Source organism: Hydrogenophaga sp. T2 (assembly GCF_049843535.1).
Taxonomy (GTDB): domain Bacteria; phylum Pseudomonadota; class Gammaproteobacteria; order Burkholderiales; family Burkholderiaceae_C; genus Hydrogenophaga; species Hydrogenophaga crocea.
The window spans coordinates 1-13,985 of the sequence record NZ_JBBHZJ010000009.1; the positions used below are offsets into that span (position 1 = coordinate 1).

At 59.1% G+C, this 13,985-nt stretch carries 12 protein-coding genes and 1 other annotated feature; of the genes, 9 read left to right on the forward strand and 3 right to left on the reverse strand.

From position 1 onward, the window contains the following. The first annotated feature begins 121 nt into the window (after positions 1–121). Positions 122–586, forward strand: a complete 465-nt coding sequence (locus WDZ95_RS18955; RefSeq protein ID WP_409634542.1) for a hypothetical protein — start codon at positions 122–124, stop codon at positions 584–586. 36 nt (positions 587–622) lie between these two features. Here the strand turns inward: WDZ95_RS18955 and WDZ95_RS18960 are convergent. The 3 genes from WDZ95_RS18960 to WDZ95_RS18970 all read right to left on the reverse strand — a co-directional run bounded on the left by WDZ95_RS18960 (position 623) and on the right by WDZ95_RS18970 (position 4,438). Continuing rightward, positions 623–1,854, reverse strand: a protein-coding gene (locus WDZ95_RS18960; RefSeq protein WP_425780768.1) for an IS3 family transposase whose coding sequence is annotated in 2 segments (ribosomal slippage) — positions 623–1,563 and positions 1,563–1,854 — 1,233 coding nt in all. Because the reading frame shifts where the segments join, the coding sequence is not laid out codon by codon here. Then, positions 1,460–1,576: a sequence feature (AL1L pseudoknot), on the reverse strand. It overlaps the preceding gene by 117 nt. 553 nt (positions 1,855–2,407) lie before the next feature. Continuing rightward, positions 2,408–3,640 carry a phenylacetate--CoA ligase family protein gene (locus WDZ95_RS18965; protein ID WP_205710703.1) on the reverse strand — a complete coding sequence of 411 codons (1,233 nt, stop codon included), beginning with the start codon at positions 3,638–3,640 and terminating at the stop codon, positions 2,408–2,410. 15 nt (positions 3,641–3,655) lie between these two features. After that, the gene (locus WDZ95_RS18970) at positions 3,656–4,438 is read right to left on the reverse strand and encodes an enoyl-CoA hydratase/isomerase family protein (RefSeq protein WP_166223253.1); all 783 of its coding nucleotides are present in this window, start codon (positions 4,436–4,438) and stop codon (positions 3,656–3,658) included. A gap of 130 nt (positions 4,439–4,568) precedes the next feature. Here WDZ95_RS18970 and WDZ95_RS18975 point away from each other — a divergent pair, with 130 nt between their 5' ends. The 8 genes from WDZ95_RS18975 to WDZ95_RS19010 all read left to right on the forward strand — a co-directional run bounded on the left by WDZ95_RS18975 (position 4,569) and on the right by WDZ95_RS19010 (position 13,912). Beyond that, positions 4,569–5,648 carry a CaiB/BaiF CoA transferase family protein gene (locus WDZ95_RS18975; protein WP_166223256.1) on the forward strand — a complete coding sequence of 360 codons (1,080 nt, stop codon included), beginning with the start codon at positions 4,569–4,571 and terminating at the stop codon, positions 5,646–5,648. A gap of 109 nt (positions 5,649–5,757) precedes the next feature. Beyond that, a complete protein-coding gene (locus WDZ95_RS18980) occupies positions 5,758–6,996 on the forward strand; it encodes a thiolase family protein (RefSeq protein WP_166223259.1) in 1,239 nt (412 codons plus the stop codon). A 32-nt stretch (positions 6,997–7,028) separates the two neighbouring features. Next, entirely contained in the window at positions 7,029–7,787 is a 759-nt protein-coding gene (locus WDZ95_RS18985; RefSeq protein ID WP_166223262.1) for an SDR family NAD(P)-dependent oxidoreductase, read from the forward strand. Positions 7,788–7,888: 101 nt separating this feature from the next. After that, positions 7,889–8,686: an ABC transporter ATP-binding protein gene (locus tag WDZ95_RS18990; protein WP_166223265.1), complete on the forward strand. Its 798-nt coding sequence runs from the start codon at positions 7,889–7,891 to the stop codon at positions 8,684–8,686. After that, positions 8,683–10,644 carry an AMP-dependent synthetase/ligase gene (locus tag WDZ95_RS18995; RefSeq protein WP_166223268.1) on the forward strand — a complete coding sequence of 654 codons (1,962 nt, stop codon included), beginning with the start codon at positions 8,683–8,685 and terminating at the stop codon, positions 10,642–10,644. The genes WDZ95_RS18990 and WDZ95_RS18995 overlap by 4 nt, the downstream gene beginning before the upstream one ends. Next, positions 10,641–11,525: a branched-chain amino acid ABC transporter permease gene (locus WDZ95_RS19000; RefSeq protein WP_166223271.1), complete on the forward strand. Its 885-nt coding sequence runs from the start codon at positions 10,641–10,643 to the stop codon at positions 11,523–11,525. Before WDZ95_RS18995 ends, WDZ95_RS19000 begins: the two co-directional genes overlap by 4 nt. A 2-nt stretch (positions 11,526–11,527) precedes the next feature. Then, positions 11,528–12,580: a branched-chain amino acid ABC transporter permease gene (locus WDZ95_RS19005; RefSeq protein WP_166223274.1), complete on the forward strand. Its 1,053-nt coding sequence runs from the start codon at positions 11,528–11,530 to the stop codon at positions 12,578–12,580. A gap of 84 nt (positions 12,581–12,664) precedes the next feature. Beyond that, positions 12,665–13,912, forward strand: a complete 1,248-nt coding sequence (locus WDZ95_RS19010; protein WP_166223277.1) for an ABC transporter substrate-binding protein — start codon at positions 12,665–12,667, stop codon at positions 13,910–13,912. Positions 13,913–13,985: the final 73 nt, after the last annotated feature.

Sequence of the window (13,985 nt, forward strand, 5' to 3'; positions counted from 1 at the left end):
ACCGCAGGGGGAACCGCAGGGGGAACCGCAGGGGGAACCGCAGGGGGAACCGCAGCCAGTCTAAGGATGCAACGCAAAAGTTAAGTTGGTGTGCAGTCCCTATCGTGATGGAGGTGTCCCCATGAACGAACGCTGGTGCAGCGCTTGCGGCAAGAAGTTTTTCCCAAGGGCTCAGAGCCCTAACCAAGCTTACTGCTCAGAAGCGCAGTGCCAGGCAGCACGAAAGCTTCTCTGGCAGAAGACGAAGCGTCGAAGTGACAAGGACTACGCTGCGAATCAGAGTAAAGCCCATGCGGCTTGGGTCAAGCGAAACCCGGACTACTGGAAGAACTATCGCGGCAGCAGGGGCGACGGGTCATGCTCCCTCATCGATGTTGCGGCAGCCATCTCGCAGGCCCTGATGAAGATCTGTGAGTACGCGTCCTCACCCAAAAGGAAGAAGGCTAAACGGGCAGCCCCTCGCGAACCCTCCTTGGACATTGATTGCTCGCAGAGCTCTGGTGGATTCATCACGTGCACCTTGAAGATTGAAATGTGCGCTCAGGCTCAGGCGTCTTCTTCCCCTGCTGCTCAAGAGACGACTTGAATCGCCCCGGGATTCGCGGAGGCTGTTTGGTTTAAGTCAGGCCATCACCATGGCGGCCTGATTGGCGAGTTGCCGGTAGTAGTTTGCCTCAGCCTCTGCCGGGGGTATGTAGCCGATGGGTTCGAGCAGGCGATGGTGGTTGAACCAGGACACCCATTCCAGGGTCGCGAACTCCACCGCCTCCTTGGTCTTCCATGGCGCGCGACGATGAATTAACTCGGCCTTGTAGAGCCCGTTGATGGTCTCGGCCAAAGCGTTGTCGTAGCTGTCGCCCTTGCTGCCCACGGACGGCTCGATGCCGGCCTCGGCCAGCCGCTCCGTGTAGCGAATGCTGACGTACTGGGACCCCCTGTCGGAGTGACAAATCAGGCTGCCGTCGCGTTCGGGCTGTCTGGCGTACAGGGCCTGCTCCAGAGCATCGAGCACGAAGTCAGTGCGCATTGAACTGCTCACGCGCCAACCGACGATGCGACGGGCAAACACGTCAACGACGAAGGCCACGTACAGCCAGCCCTGCCAGGTCGAGACATAGGTGAAGTCGCTGACCCATAGCTGGTTCGGCCGCTCGGCGCGGAACTGCCGGTTGACCCGGTCAAGCGGGCATGGCGCCTTGGCGTCACCGACAGTCGTGCGCACGACCTTGCCACGCATCACGCCGCGCAGCCCCAGCTTGCGCATCAAGCGCTCGACCGTACAGCGAGCCACGCTCACGCCTTCGCGCCCCAGTTGGCGCCACACCTTGTCAGCGCCGTAGACCTGCATGTTGGCCTGCCAAACGCGTTGAATCTGCGGCATCAACTTCTCGTCACGCAGAGCCCGCTCACAACGCCTGTGGGGCTCGCGCAGCAGCGCAGCATGTCTTCGATAAGCCGACGGGGCAATCTGCAACACCTTGCAGAGCGGCTCGACCCCGAAGGTATCGCGATGCTTGTCGATGAAGTCCTTCAGGACTTGAGCCGGCGGTCGAGCTCCGCCTGGGCGAAAAACGCGCTGGCGAGCTTCAATATCTCATTGGCCCGACGCAGTTCCTTGACCTCGCGCTCCAGGTCCTTGACCCGCTGGGCCTCGCTGGTAGTGACGCCTTCACGCACGCCGGCATCCACCTCCGCGCGCTTGACCCATTCGTTCAAGGTCTGCGGCACACAGCCAATCTTGGGGGCGATGGACTCAATGGCGGCCCACAACGACGGGTACTCCCCGCGGTGCTCTTGCACCATCCTCACCGCCCGCTCACGCACCTCGGGTGAGAACTTGTTCGACTTGCTCATGGCTCAATCCTCTCAGAGTGTTGAGCCTCCTCAAAACCCGGGGCGATTCAAGTCGAATCGGCTACCTCGACGGCTGAGGATGCTTGCCTGGTAGCCCATCCTGGCCCTCGCAAGTCCCGCAAAGCTCCACCAGCCAAAGAGACTCAAATGCACCGCGCGTCAAAGCGACGAGGCGGTCGGGTCAGTGCTAACGACGAAAAGGTCTTAAAGGCTCTACGCCGCTTGTTGAAGGTGCATAAGGGGGAGCCACTTTCTCAGTCACAGATCGCGAGTGAGGCGGACATTCCGGTAGGCTCAATCGCAGCCTCCATCAAGAGGCTCTTAGAAGTTAGGCGCGTGATACAGGTCGAGCGTGGCATGTACCAAATGACCTGAGTGTCAGTTTTGCCGATGCACTGAATTTTCGGGTGAGCGACGTCGCTGGAGGATTCGTCGCTACCAAGGTCGATTGAGAGCCCTTAAAAGTTACTGGCGACGTCGAAAAAACGGAATGAGTATGCGCAAGAGTCGCTCAAACGACTGGTACTTGCGCATGATCTAGACCTCAGTCGCTTCAAGCTTTTGCGTGTTTCCGATCGACAAGCGTTGGATCGCCCTCAGCGAGTTGGCCTATCTCCAGCCATTCGATGTTATCCAGCTTGAGCCGGGTTACCTGCTTGAAGGAGTCCATTAAGTGGTCTTCCACATCGGCCGGTATGCCTGTCGGCTTGAGCTCTGCGCGCAATGTCATGGTCTCTCTGTGGCCTTGCGCCTCCACGACAAGCTGCACACGGCTGAGTGCTGGTACGCGACTGAGCACTTCCTCAATGTTGCGAGGATAGACAAACACCTCGCGTACTTTGACACCCTGGCCAACGCGACCCTGCAGAAGGCCAATTCGGTCAACGAGGCCGTCATCTGTCTGGCTCAACGCCTGGGCGACGTCGCCTGTGCCGAATCGAATCAATGGCCACCCGCTCTCCAGGGTCGTAACCACTATCTCGCCGGTGCTGCCGATCGGCAGGGGTTCGCCCGACACTGGGTCGCACACCTGCACCATGCGCTCAGGGTGGATGCGGTACCCCTCTAGTCCATCTTCTTCGTAACCGATGAGACCAAAGTCACCGGTGGCATAGGCGGAGAACGTGTCGATGGCATAGCGCTGCTCAAGATCGCGTCGCTTCTGCATCCAGTTGCCCATTTCCCCGCCCAGCATGGCGTTCTTGACGCGCCAGTCACGAGGCAATTCGCAGCCCATGCGTTCCAAGGTTTCGGTCAAGGTAATGAAGAAGCTGGTTGACGCACAAATGCAGGTGATGCCCAACTCCAGGATGAGTTGGGCTTGCTGTTCAGCGCCGCCCGGACCGCAAGGGATGACCGTGGCCCCGGTAGATGCGATGCCTTGGTCGAGCAAAAGGCCAGCGGGCACAAGGTGGTACGACCAGGTGTTCAGCACGCGATCGCCGGGTCCGATACCCGCTTGACGAAAGACCTGTGCGAAGCCGCGCCCACTGACGTCGCTTGAAAATTCAGGCTCATAGATTGGACCCGGTGATACAAAGATGCGTCGAATGTCGCGTTCGTCTGCGGCCAGGAACCCGCCAAAAGGGGGGTGCGCTCGTTGGAGGGCGAGGAGTTGGTCTTTGGTCGTGACGGGAAGACGGGCAAGATCACTGGCGCCGTGCAAGTTGGCCGGCTCTATGGCCGCCCGTTCAAAAATGGCCCGTATGGCTGGAGCTTGTCGGTAAGCGTCGGTTTGAATGCGCTGAAGCGCTGCGAATCGGTTGGAGCGTGGGGACGTGGTCATGGGGCGGCCTGTGGATCACTTGCCGGTGAAACGCGGCGCACGTTTTCCCTGGAAGGCCTCCAGTCCTTCCTGAAGGTCAGCGCTGAAAGCATGAACTTCTGACGCCAGAAGCTCCAAGCGAAGTGCCGTGTCCTCTGGTTGGTCGAGCCCGTCGTCAACCAGTGCCTTCATGCGCTGAAGGCCCAGGGGACTCTTGGTGGCAATGGTGTCTGCCACCTTCTGGGTCGCCGCAGCGAGTTGCGCGTCGTCCACGACTTGATTCACCAACCCGGCCTCCCGCATGTCCTCGGCTGAAACGAACTCCCCGGTGTAGAGGAGGTACTTGGCACGCGTCGGGCCAATTACACGGGGGAGGCGCACCGAGCCGCCACCGCCGGGAAGCAGGCCGTAGTTGGCGTGCGCATCGCCAATCTTTGCACTTTGGGCTGCGATAACCAGGTCGCAGCACAGCACCAACTCCAGGCCGCCAGCGAGGGTAATGCCGTTCAGTGCGGCAATCACAGGCTTGGGGAACCGGTCCAGGCGGTTCATGGTCCGCAGGACACCCGCGAGAAAGGCGCTCGTGCCGTGCTCGCCCAACTGACCTCGTACGTACTTGAGGTCCGCCCCAGCGCAGAAGGCGCGGCCGGTGCCGGTGAGAACAACGGTCATTACGTCGGCGCGCTCGAGCGCCTGGTCCAGGGCTGTGTCGATGGCTTGGAGGACTTCTGGCGTGAGCGAGTTCATTGCATCCGGGCGGTTCAGGCGGATCCAAAGAGATCGATTCCGGACTTCGGTAACCACCACTGAATCTGACATGTCTTCTCCTTTAGAGGCGTACTTAGGGTTCCCTCGATTCTTTCTTTTGACTATCGGGTAAGTAACTCGGTGATTTCCCTTACCAATCAGCAAATCAACTTACCGTAGAGTAAAAACCAAAGGAGTTGCTATGAAGTCATCTAGCGAAGGCGGTCGTCTACCGTTGGCGGGAGTCAAGGTGGTGGAGTTCGAGGGAATCGGTCCAGGCCCCTTGGCGGGCCTTCACCTGGTACAGCTAGGCGCGAGCGTCACCCTGGTCGCCCGCCCCGGTCGAGGGGCTCTGCCACCAGAAATGACCCCGCCAACCGATAGCTTGATCAACCGCGGCAAGCACCGCGTCACGCTGAACCTGAAGACGCCACGAGACCAAGCGATTGCCATGGACTTGATCGCCCAAAGTGATGCCTTGATTGAAGGCAATCGACCGGGGGTGATGGAACGGTTAGGTCTTGGGCCTAAAGACTGCGCCAAGGTAAACCCCCGCCTCGTCTACGGCCGCATGACGGGCTGGGGACAGGATGGCCCGCTGGCCCAAGCTGCCGGCCACGACATGAACTACGTGGCACTGACCGGACTGATGTCTCTGACGGAGACACCCGGCCATCCACCGATCTTGCCCCCCACGGTCTTGGGGGATGCGGCAGGGGCCTTGGGTCTGACGATGGGAATCGTCGCCGGGCTGTTCGCCGCGAGAAATGGCGAAGGGCAGGGCTGCGTCGTCGACGGAGCGATTGTGGATGTGCTCGCGCTTCTCGCGCCTCTGGTTCAGCTTTTACGCAAGGGAGGCGCCCTGGAAGGGGTGGAGCCCAGCGTGTTTCATGACTCACCGTTCTATGACCGCTATCGGTGTGCGGACGGTCGATACATCACGGTGGGCGCTATCGAGCCTCCGTTCTATGCGCTTCTTCTGGAAAAGATGGGGCTGTCGGATGTGGATCCCGCTCACCAGATGAACAGGGCGTCGTGGCCGGCACTGAAGGTCCGACTGGCTGAGGCATTTGCGTCGAAGTCAAGCCGCCATTGGACTAGGGAACTGGAGGGCACGGATGCTTGCTTCGCGCCCGTCCTCACCTTGGGAGAGGCGGCGAGGCATCCCCACAACGCCAGTCGTGGCTTGTATCGCCTGACCTCCGATGGCGACGTCGAGACGGCGCGGGGATTGCGCTTCCTGCCCCTGGTTGAACGGGGCCATTTGGAGTCATCCCAATGAGGGTTTACCCCTCTCAAATTTTTTTAGTTTTACTCTAGAGTAAAACAAATGCACGGCAGGTAAACATGATTCTGGCTGCCGGCTTTCAACAGACATCAGGAGACCGAACATGAATGACATCTACGTGATTGGGGTTGGCATGACGCCGTTTGGCCGACACCTCGACCTGGACATGAAGGCGCTCACCAGGCAGGCGGTGGAGGCAGCCATCGCGGATGCCGGTGTGCAGAAGGAGCAGTTGGAAGCGGCCTTCTTTGGCAACACTTCGCAAGGACACATGGAAGGGCAGCACATGATTCGCGGGCAGATTGCCTTGCGCGCCATGGGCATTGGTCGAATTCCAGTGGTGAACATTGAGAACGCCTGCGCCAGTGGCTCCTCTGCGTTTGCGCTGGCGTGTAGCCACTTGAAGTCCGGTGCGGGCGATGTCGCTCTCGCAGTGGGAACCGAGAAGATGTTCTCCACCGACAAGGCGCGAATGTTTTCCGTGTTTGACAGTGCCTGGGATATCTCTCGTGCACACGAGATTCGAGATTCCCTCATGAGACTGGGCCGAGACGTGACAGTGCCCGAAGGAACGACCTCGCCCAAGCCTTACAGCGTCTTCATGGATGTGTATGCCGCTTTCGCGCGCTCGCACATGCGCACGTTCGGCACGACGCAGCGGCAGCTCGCGGCCGTGGCTGCCAAGAACCACGCCCACTCGGTGCACAACCCACTTTCTCAATATCGAGTGGCCTACACCATCGACGAGATCCTGGCGGCGCCACCCATCACCTATCCGCTGACTTTGCCTATGTGTTCGCCCATCTCTGATGGCGCGGCGGCTGCGATCTTGTGCACAGGCGAGGCCCTCAAGCGCCTCAACTTGGACGCCCGGCGAGCGATCCGCGTGTTGGCCACGGTGGTGCAAAGCGGCTCAGATCGCGAAGAGTCGGATTACCGCTCGCACTGCACGGCGCTGGCCGCCAAGAAGGCCTACGACCTGGCGGGCGTCGGAGCTGCAGATATCTCAGTGGCTGAGGTCCATGACGCTACCGCCATGGGCGAAATCATCCAGTCCGAGAACCTTGGCTTCTGCGAGTTCGGCATGGGAGGCGTCATCGCGGAGCGAGGTGACACAAGCCTCGGAGGGCGGATTCCGATCAACCCGTCTGGAGGTCTGGAGTCCAAAGGGCACCCTGTCGGGGCTACTGGGCTTGCACAGATTCACGAGCTGGTTACTCAGCTGCGAGGGGAGGCGGGGAAGCGCCAGGTTGAAGGCGCTCGACTTGCGCTCGCCGAGAACGGCGGTGGCCTGGAAGGCATTGAAGAAGCGGTGGCCTGCATCACGATCCTTGGCCGCTGACCCGAAGAACAAAGAACGAAGTAGGAGACAACATGGACATTCAAAACGTGGTGGCACTCGTCACCGGAGCGGGCTCGGGTTTGGGCTTGGCCACCTGCCAGGCGCTGGTGAAGGCGGGCGCCAAGGTGATGGCGGTGGACGTCGATGAGGAGCGCTTGGTCAACAGCGTGCTGCCGCTGGGACCCAATGTTCGCATTCAGCGGGTCGACGTGTCCAACGACGCTGAGGTGAAGGCCGCCGTCGACTTTGCGGTTCAGGCATTTGGGTCGCTGCAGGTGGCGGTGAACTGTGCCGGCATTCTTGGGCCGTGCAAGACCTTGAGCAAAGGTGAGTTGTTCCCCCTTTCGCTCTGGAACCAGGTCATTGCCGTCAACCTCACTGGCACGTTTAACGTGATCCGACACGCGAGCCTGGCGATGTCGCGCAACACAGCCAACGACGACGGCGAGCGAGGTGTGATCGTGAACACCTCTTCCGGTGCAGCTTGGCAGGGTCAGATGGGGCAAGCAGCCTACAGCGCCACGAAGGCAGGGGTGATGGGGTTGACGCTGCCCGTCTCACGTGACCTGGCGCAGCACGGCGTGCGGGTTGTTTCCATTGCACCGGGCCTGTTCGAGACGGGCATGTCAGCAGGTATGCCGCCCAAGGTCTCACAAGGGCTGATCGACCACTCGATTCTCTTCCCGCATCGCATGGGGCGACCGCAGGAGTTCGCTTCACTGGTTCAACACATCGTCGAGAACGCGTACTTTAACGCCACGACCATCAGCCTGGATGCGGGTACTCGCTGATGGTCCAGTCCCTCCAAAGAACGAACTGAACCTGTCACTGGGACTGACCGCAAAGGAGTTTCCATGCAAGTAAGACGACTGATGGATCACGGGGGAAAAACATGAGTGATCTTCCAGGGGGTAAGCCGCCTCAGATCGTGCTTTCCGCAAACCATCTGCTTCTGCAGTTTGGGGGCATCGTGGCCCTGAACGACGTTTCCATCGATGTACACGCCGACGAGCTGTTGGCGGTGATCGGGCCTAACGGCGCAGGCAAGTCGTCGCTGATGAACTGCTTGAGCGGCTTCTATCGTCCCAAGGCAGGCGAGATCCGCCTTGGCGAACACTCCATCCGAGGCATGGGCACGCATGAGGTCGCGGCCCGTGGACTGGCCCGGACGTTTCAAGGTACCCACATCTTCTCGGGCATGACGGTGATCGAGAACCTGATGGTGGGGCGTCACTTGCACATGCGCACCAACCTGATCCAGTCGTTCTGCCACTTCGGACCCGCTGTGCGAGAAGAGGTGGCTCACCGGGAAGCCGTGGAGGAAATCATCGAGTTCCTGGAGATCGAGTCGATCCGTCACGTGCCCGTTGGCAGCCTGGGTTATGGGCTTCGCAAGCGCGTCGACCTGGGGCGTGCACTGGCACAAGATCCCAAGATCCTTCTGATGGACGAGCCCATGGCAGGCATGAACACCGAGGAGAAGGAAGACCTGGCCCGGTTCATTCTGGACGTGAGAGAGGCAAAACGCATCCCCATCGTGCTGGTTGAGCACGACATGGGCGTCGTCATGGACCTGGCGGATCGGATTGCTGTACTGGACTTCGGGAAAAAGATTGCTGAGGGAACGCCCAAGGAGATCCAGTCCGATCCCGCCGTTTTGAAAGCCTATCTGGGCGAGGGGGTGGCATGAACATTCGCATGGCAACACTGCCGCAATTGCTGCGTGATCACGCCCGCCAATCACCGAAGCGGCTGTCTCAGCGACACAAGACGCGCGGTATCTGGCGCGAGTACGACTTCTCGCAGGTCCAGCGCAATGTCATGGACTTGGCCTTAGGTCTTCACCAATTGGGCATTCAACGGGGAGAGACGGTCGCCATCATCGGGGAGAACGAGCCTCAGCACTACTGGGCCGAATTCGCGGCGCAGGCCATTGGGTGCAAGGTGATCTCGCTGTATCCAGACCTCACCGCAGACGAAGTGCAGTACCTGCTGGAAGACAGTGAGGCCGTCTGCCTCTTTGCGCAGGATCAGGAGCAGGTGGACAAAGGGTTGGCGGTGAAGGCGGCAACTCCTAACTTACGGCACATCGTGTATTGGGACGACACGGGCATGTGGTCGTACCACGACTCCATCTTGCGCAAGTTTCATCAGTTGCAGAGCGAGGGCCGGGCTCTTGGCGAGAAGGATGCTCTGCTGTACGACCGTCTCGTTGATCAGGGCTGTCCCGACGACATTGCAGTGCTTTCGTACACCTCGGGCACCACGGGCAAGCCCAAGGGGGTGATCCTTTCCCATCGCAGCCTGGTCGACAACGCTCAACGCCTGATCAATGCCACCAAGGCCAGGCCTGGCACCCAGTACCTGAGCTACATCGCGCCAGCCTGGGCCACAGAGCAGTTCATGGGCGTGGCCCTGGGCATTGGTCTGCCCATGGTGGTCAACTTTCCTGAGGGTCCTGAGCAGGTGCTGCCCAACATCCGCGAGCTGGCGGTCGAGGCCATGACGTTTGCCCCTCGGCAATGGGAAAGCATGGCGTCATCCGTGCAGGCCCACATGCTCGACGCTGGCCCCGTGCGGCGGGGCATTTACGAGTGGGGTTTGCAGGTGGGGCATGCGGTGCACGTCGCGCGCTTGGACGGCAAACCGGTCTCATGGTGGAAGCGGGCTTTGCTGCCCCTCGCCAATGCGCTGGTCCTGAGGCCCTTGAGAGACCAACTCGGCCTGACGCGCCTAAAGGTGGCCATTTGCGGCGGTGCCACCATGGCCCCAGATGTGTTCCGTATGTTCCATGCCATCGGCGTTCCCTTGCGAAACATCTATGGCTCAACCGAGGTGGGGCTGCTGACGAGCCACCAGGGCGACCGTTTTGATCTGGAGACCGTGGGTCACTGGATGCAGACGCACCCGGAGGCAGGTTCTTCCCTTGAATGGATGCTCACGGCCGATGGTGAGTTGTGCGTCAAGGGAGGCAGCTCGTTTCTGGGCTACTACCGACGCGAAGGATCTGTCGAGGCCAAGGTCAAGGACGGTTGGTACCAGACTGGCGATGCGGTCACCAAGACGGACCGAGGTGAGTTGGTGTTCCTGGAGCGCATGTCTGACCTGAAGCGCCTCGCCAGCGGCCAGACCTTCCCACCTCAGTTTGTGGAAACGCGTCTGCGATTCAGCCCGTTCATCAAGGACATCATGACCGTCGGAGACGAGAGGCGCGACTTCGTGGCCGCGCTCATCAACATCGACATGAGCGTGCTGTCTCGCTGGGCAGAAGACAAGCGCATTGGTTTCTCGACCTTCACGGACCTCTCCCAGCGTCTTGAAGTCGCGGAGCTCCTCAGCCGAGAAATCGCGCGGGTTAATCAGTTCCTGCCGGCCCATGCGCGGGTGCAGCGCTTCGCCAATTTCCCGAAGGAACTTGATCCCGATGAGGGCGAGTTGACCCGATCGAGAAAGTTGCGCCGAGAGTTTCTGGAAGAACGTTATTCGGCGCTGATTCAAGGTCTCTACAACGGGGCGCCTGAAGTGACCGTGGACATCCCAGTGACCTATCAGGATGGGCGTCGCAGCCAGTTCACCGCGCAGGTTTTCATTCGCGACGTGGCGTCTGCCACGCCCAAGTCCGGTCTTTCCAACGGGAGAAGGCGATGATTGATTTTCTGAATTACCTGATCAATGGCGCGCTGACGGGCCTTTTGTATGCACTGATTGCCATGGGTTTTGTGGTGATCTATCGGGCATCGAAGGTATTCAACTTCGCTCAGGGGGAGTTGGTCGTCTTCGGCGGGTACATGGTCTGGTGGACAGTGATTCAAATGGGACTGCCGCTGTGGATAGGCCTGCCAGTGGCATTCGTGAGTGCGGCAATCTTTGGACTAATGATTGAGCGAATCTTCTTCGCGCGATTGGTCGGTGAGTCCATCTTTTCAATGGTGATGGTGACCATCGGTCTTCTGATCCTTATTCGGGGCGTGGTTCTGGTCCTGTTCGGTCCACAGGTCCGCGCCTTTCCGATGGTATTTCCGATTGAGCCGCTGATATTTGGCGACATCCTGATTTCACGCTCGATGCTCTATGGCGGGTTGCTCACGATTGCCATTGGTTTCGGACTTTCGTGGTTCTTCAATAAGACCCGCGCCGGCCTGACGATGACCGCGGTGGCCGAGGATCACCAGGTGGCGATGTCCATGGGAATCTCGGTGCAGCGATCGATTGCCTTCGCTTGGATTCTTGGTTCCATTCTTTCGACTTTAGGTGCCATGGTCCACCTGAGTGGTCGATCAATCAACATGCTGAGTTCTGATATTGGTTTGGCGGCGCTTCCTGTAGCTCTGCTAGCAGGCTTGGAATCGCTTGCCGGTTTGTTGCTTGCTGGGGTGTTGGTGGGAGTGATTCAAGGGTTGGCTTCTGCCTATCTCGACCCCCTAGTCGGCGGGGCAATTGGCTCAGTCTTTCCATTCATCATCATGTTGCTGATGCTCTTGATTCGTCCAACCGGCATGTTCGGGTGGAAAACCATTGAAAGGGTTTGAACATGGATCCCGCAGGAATTTTTTCAACCTCCTATCGTCAGGATCAATCGCTCATCCGGACGCGAAATCAGGCCATCACCCTGCTGCTGTTTATTGTGGCGCTGTTTGCCCTGCCGATGTTCGCTGAGGTGCGATCGGTGGCAGTGATGACTTCGATGCTCATCACTGCAGTGGTAGTCCTTGGTCTGCAAATTAATACTGGCCTGGCCGGACAGGTCAATATTGGCCAGGCAGCATTCATGGGGGTGGGTGCGTATTCGACGGCTGTGCTGGCCAGCAAACTGCATCTTCCGTTCTGGTTGGCGTTGCCTGCGGGGGGTGTGTTCGCAGCGCTTTTCGGCGTCATATTTGGTCTCGCTGCTGTCCGGATCAAGGGCTTCTACCTCGCGCTCACCACGATTGCAGCGCAAATCCTGTTTCACTTCTTTGTGCTCAACCTTCCGCAAAAATGGTTGGGTGGCTCAAACGGCATCACCATGCAGCCTGCGGAGCTGTTTGGCTTCAAGTTTGAGTCGGATGCTGGCGTGTATTACCTGTGTCTTGTGGTGGCGATGATCATGATCGCTGGAGGATACGGAATTGCGCGCAGCCGACACGGACGAATTTTTGCAGCCGTCCGTGATGACGACGTTGCCTCGGGGATGATGGGTATCAATGTGGTCAGGACAAAAGCCCTGGCATTTCTGGTGGGTGCCTTTTATGCCGGCATTGGTGGTGGTCTTTGGGCTTACTACGTCCGCTTTGTGACGATTGACCAGTTCACATTGATTCATTCGATCTGGTTTATCGCCATGATCATCGTGGGCGGTATGGGTTCGATTACCGGCGCATTGATTGGAGTGTTCGTCATTCGAATGGCCCAGGAGTCCATCACGTCCATGGGGCCTGTGCTGATCGAAAGAATTCCATTTCTTGGAGGAGACCTGGTGTTCGCGGCCATGAATATTTTTCTCGGCGGCATCATTGCGGGCTTCCTGATTTTTGAGCCTCGTGGCCTGATGCACCGTTGGAATATTGCAAAGCGGTCGTATCGGATGTGGCCATACCCCTATTGAGATCGCTATTTATTTCAACCCCATTTTTGCGCTGGTGGGCGGTTGATTTTGGTTGAACAGCGTGACCACAAAGGAGACAAGCAAATGATTCAGCAGACGATGGCCGTTTCTGTCAGCGCCCGCCAGGCCTTGGGTTCGGTGATGTTCTTGGCCGCCTTGGGTTGCGGTAGTGCCGCTCACGCTCAAGCGACATACAACATCGCCGGTATCGCAGACTTTACCGGCCCCTTCGCCGATGTTATGAAGGACATCACAGGCTGCCGCCGCGGGGTTCTTGACTGGTGGAATGATGAGGTGGGCAAGTCGCTTGGCGTGACGCTGAAGGTCAAGGAGCACGACGCCCGCTATGACGTCGCCCAGGTTGCCTCGCTCTGGCCAGGTATCAAGGCGGAGCTGAACCCTATCGCCGCTTGGGGCCTCGGCGGCCCGGACAGCAACGCGCTGCAGCAACGACTGCCCAACGACAAGATTCCGCTGCTGCTGGGCACGGCCGGCTATGGATTTGCCTGGAAGGGCGACAGCTGGGTGTTCAATGCCCGGGCCACATATCCGCATGAAGCGGCAGGCTTCTACACCTGGTATCAGAAGAAGATGGGGAGCGCCCCGCTGAAGGTGGGGGTGATCTCCTCTGAGGTTTCTCCTGCTTATGTGGACATCCACAAAGGCGTGGAGCGTTTTGCCAAGGACAACCCGCAGGTTCTGGAGATTGTTGAGACGATTTACACCGAGGCACAGCCGACGGACCTCACGCAGCAGGTGAGCCGTCTGCTCCGCAAAGGGGCGACGGTAATCCAGGTCTTTAACAACACGGCATCGGTGGTGGCAACCCGACGTGCGCTGCAAAGCTTGGGCAAAGGCAATATTCCCTTGGTGGTCAGCGCACATAACGGATTGCTGTCATCCGGCAAGGCGTTGGGCGACCTCAACCAGATGGAGGGAAGTTACGAGGTCTATGGCATGGCCATTCCGACGGACGACCCGACCACTGCTCGAGCCTTTTTCGAGAAGCTGCGCACCCAGTACAAGACCCAGGCCAACTTCACCTCGCCTTGCATGATGGGGCTGGCCACTTCCCTGCTCACTGTTCGCGCGGTGGAGCAGGTGGTAAAGGCCAAGGGGCCTGCTGGGGTGACGGGAGCTGATGTCCGCGCCGCTTTGCAGACCAATGCCGTTCCTAGCGAACGAACCTTTGGTGTTTTGCCCAACGTCAAGTTCAGCAACGAGGCGCCGTTTCCGACTTCTGGATTGGCCGTAAACATCGGAACGATTGAAAAGGGGAAGTACAAGCTGATCGAGCAGAACGCTCCCGTTCCAAACGTGAACAAGTGGTAATTGACCGGATCTCCAAGCCCGCGGCTGCAGGCTTGGAGTGACAACTGTCGGAGTTGCCTGTGCTTGAACTAAA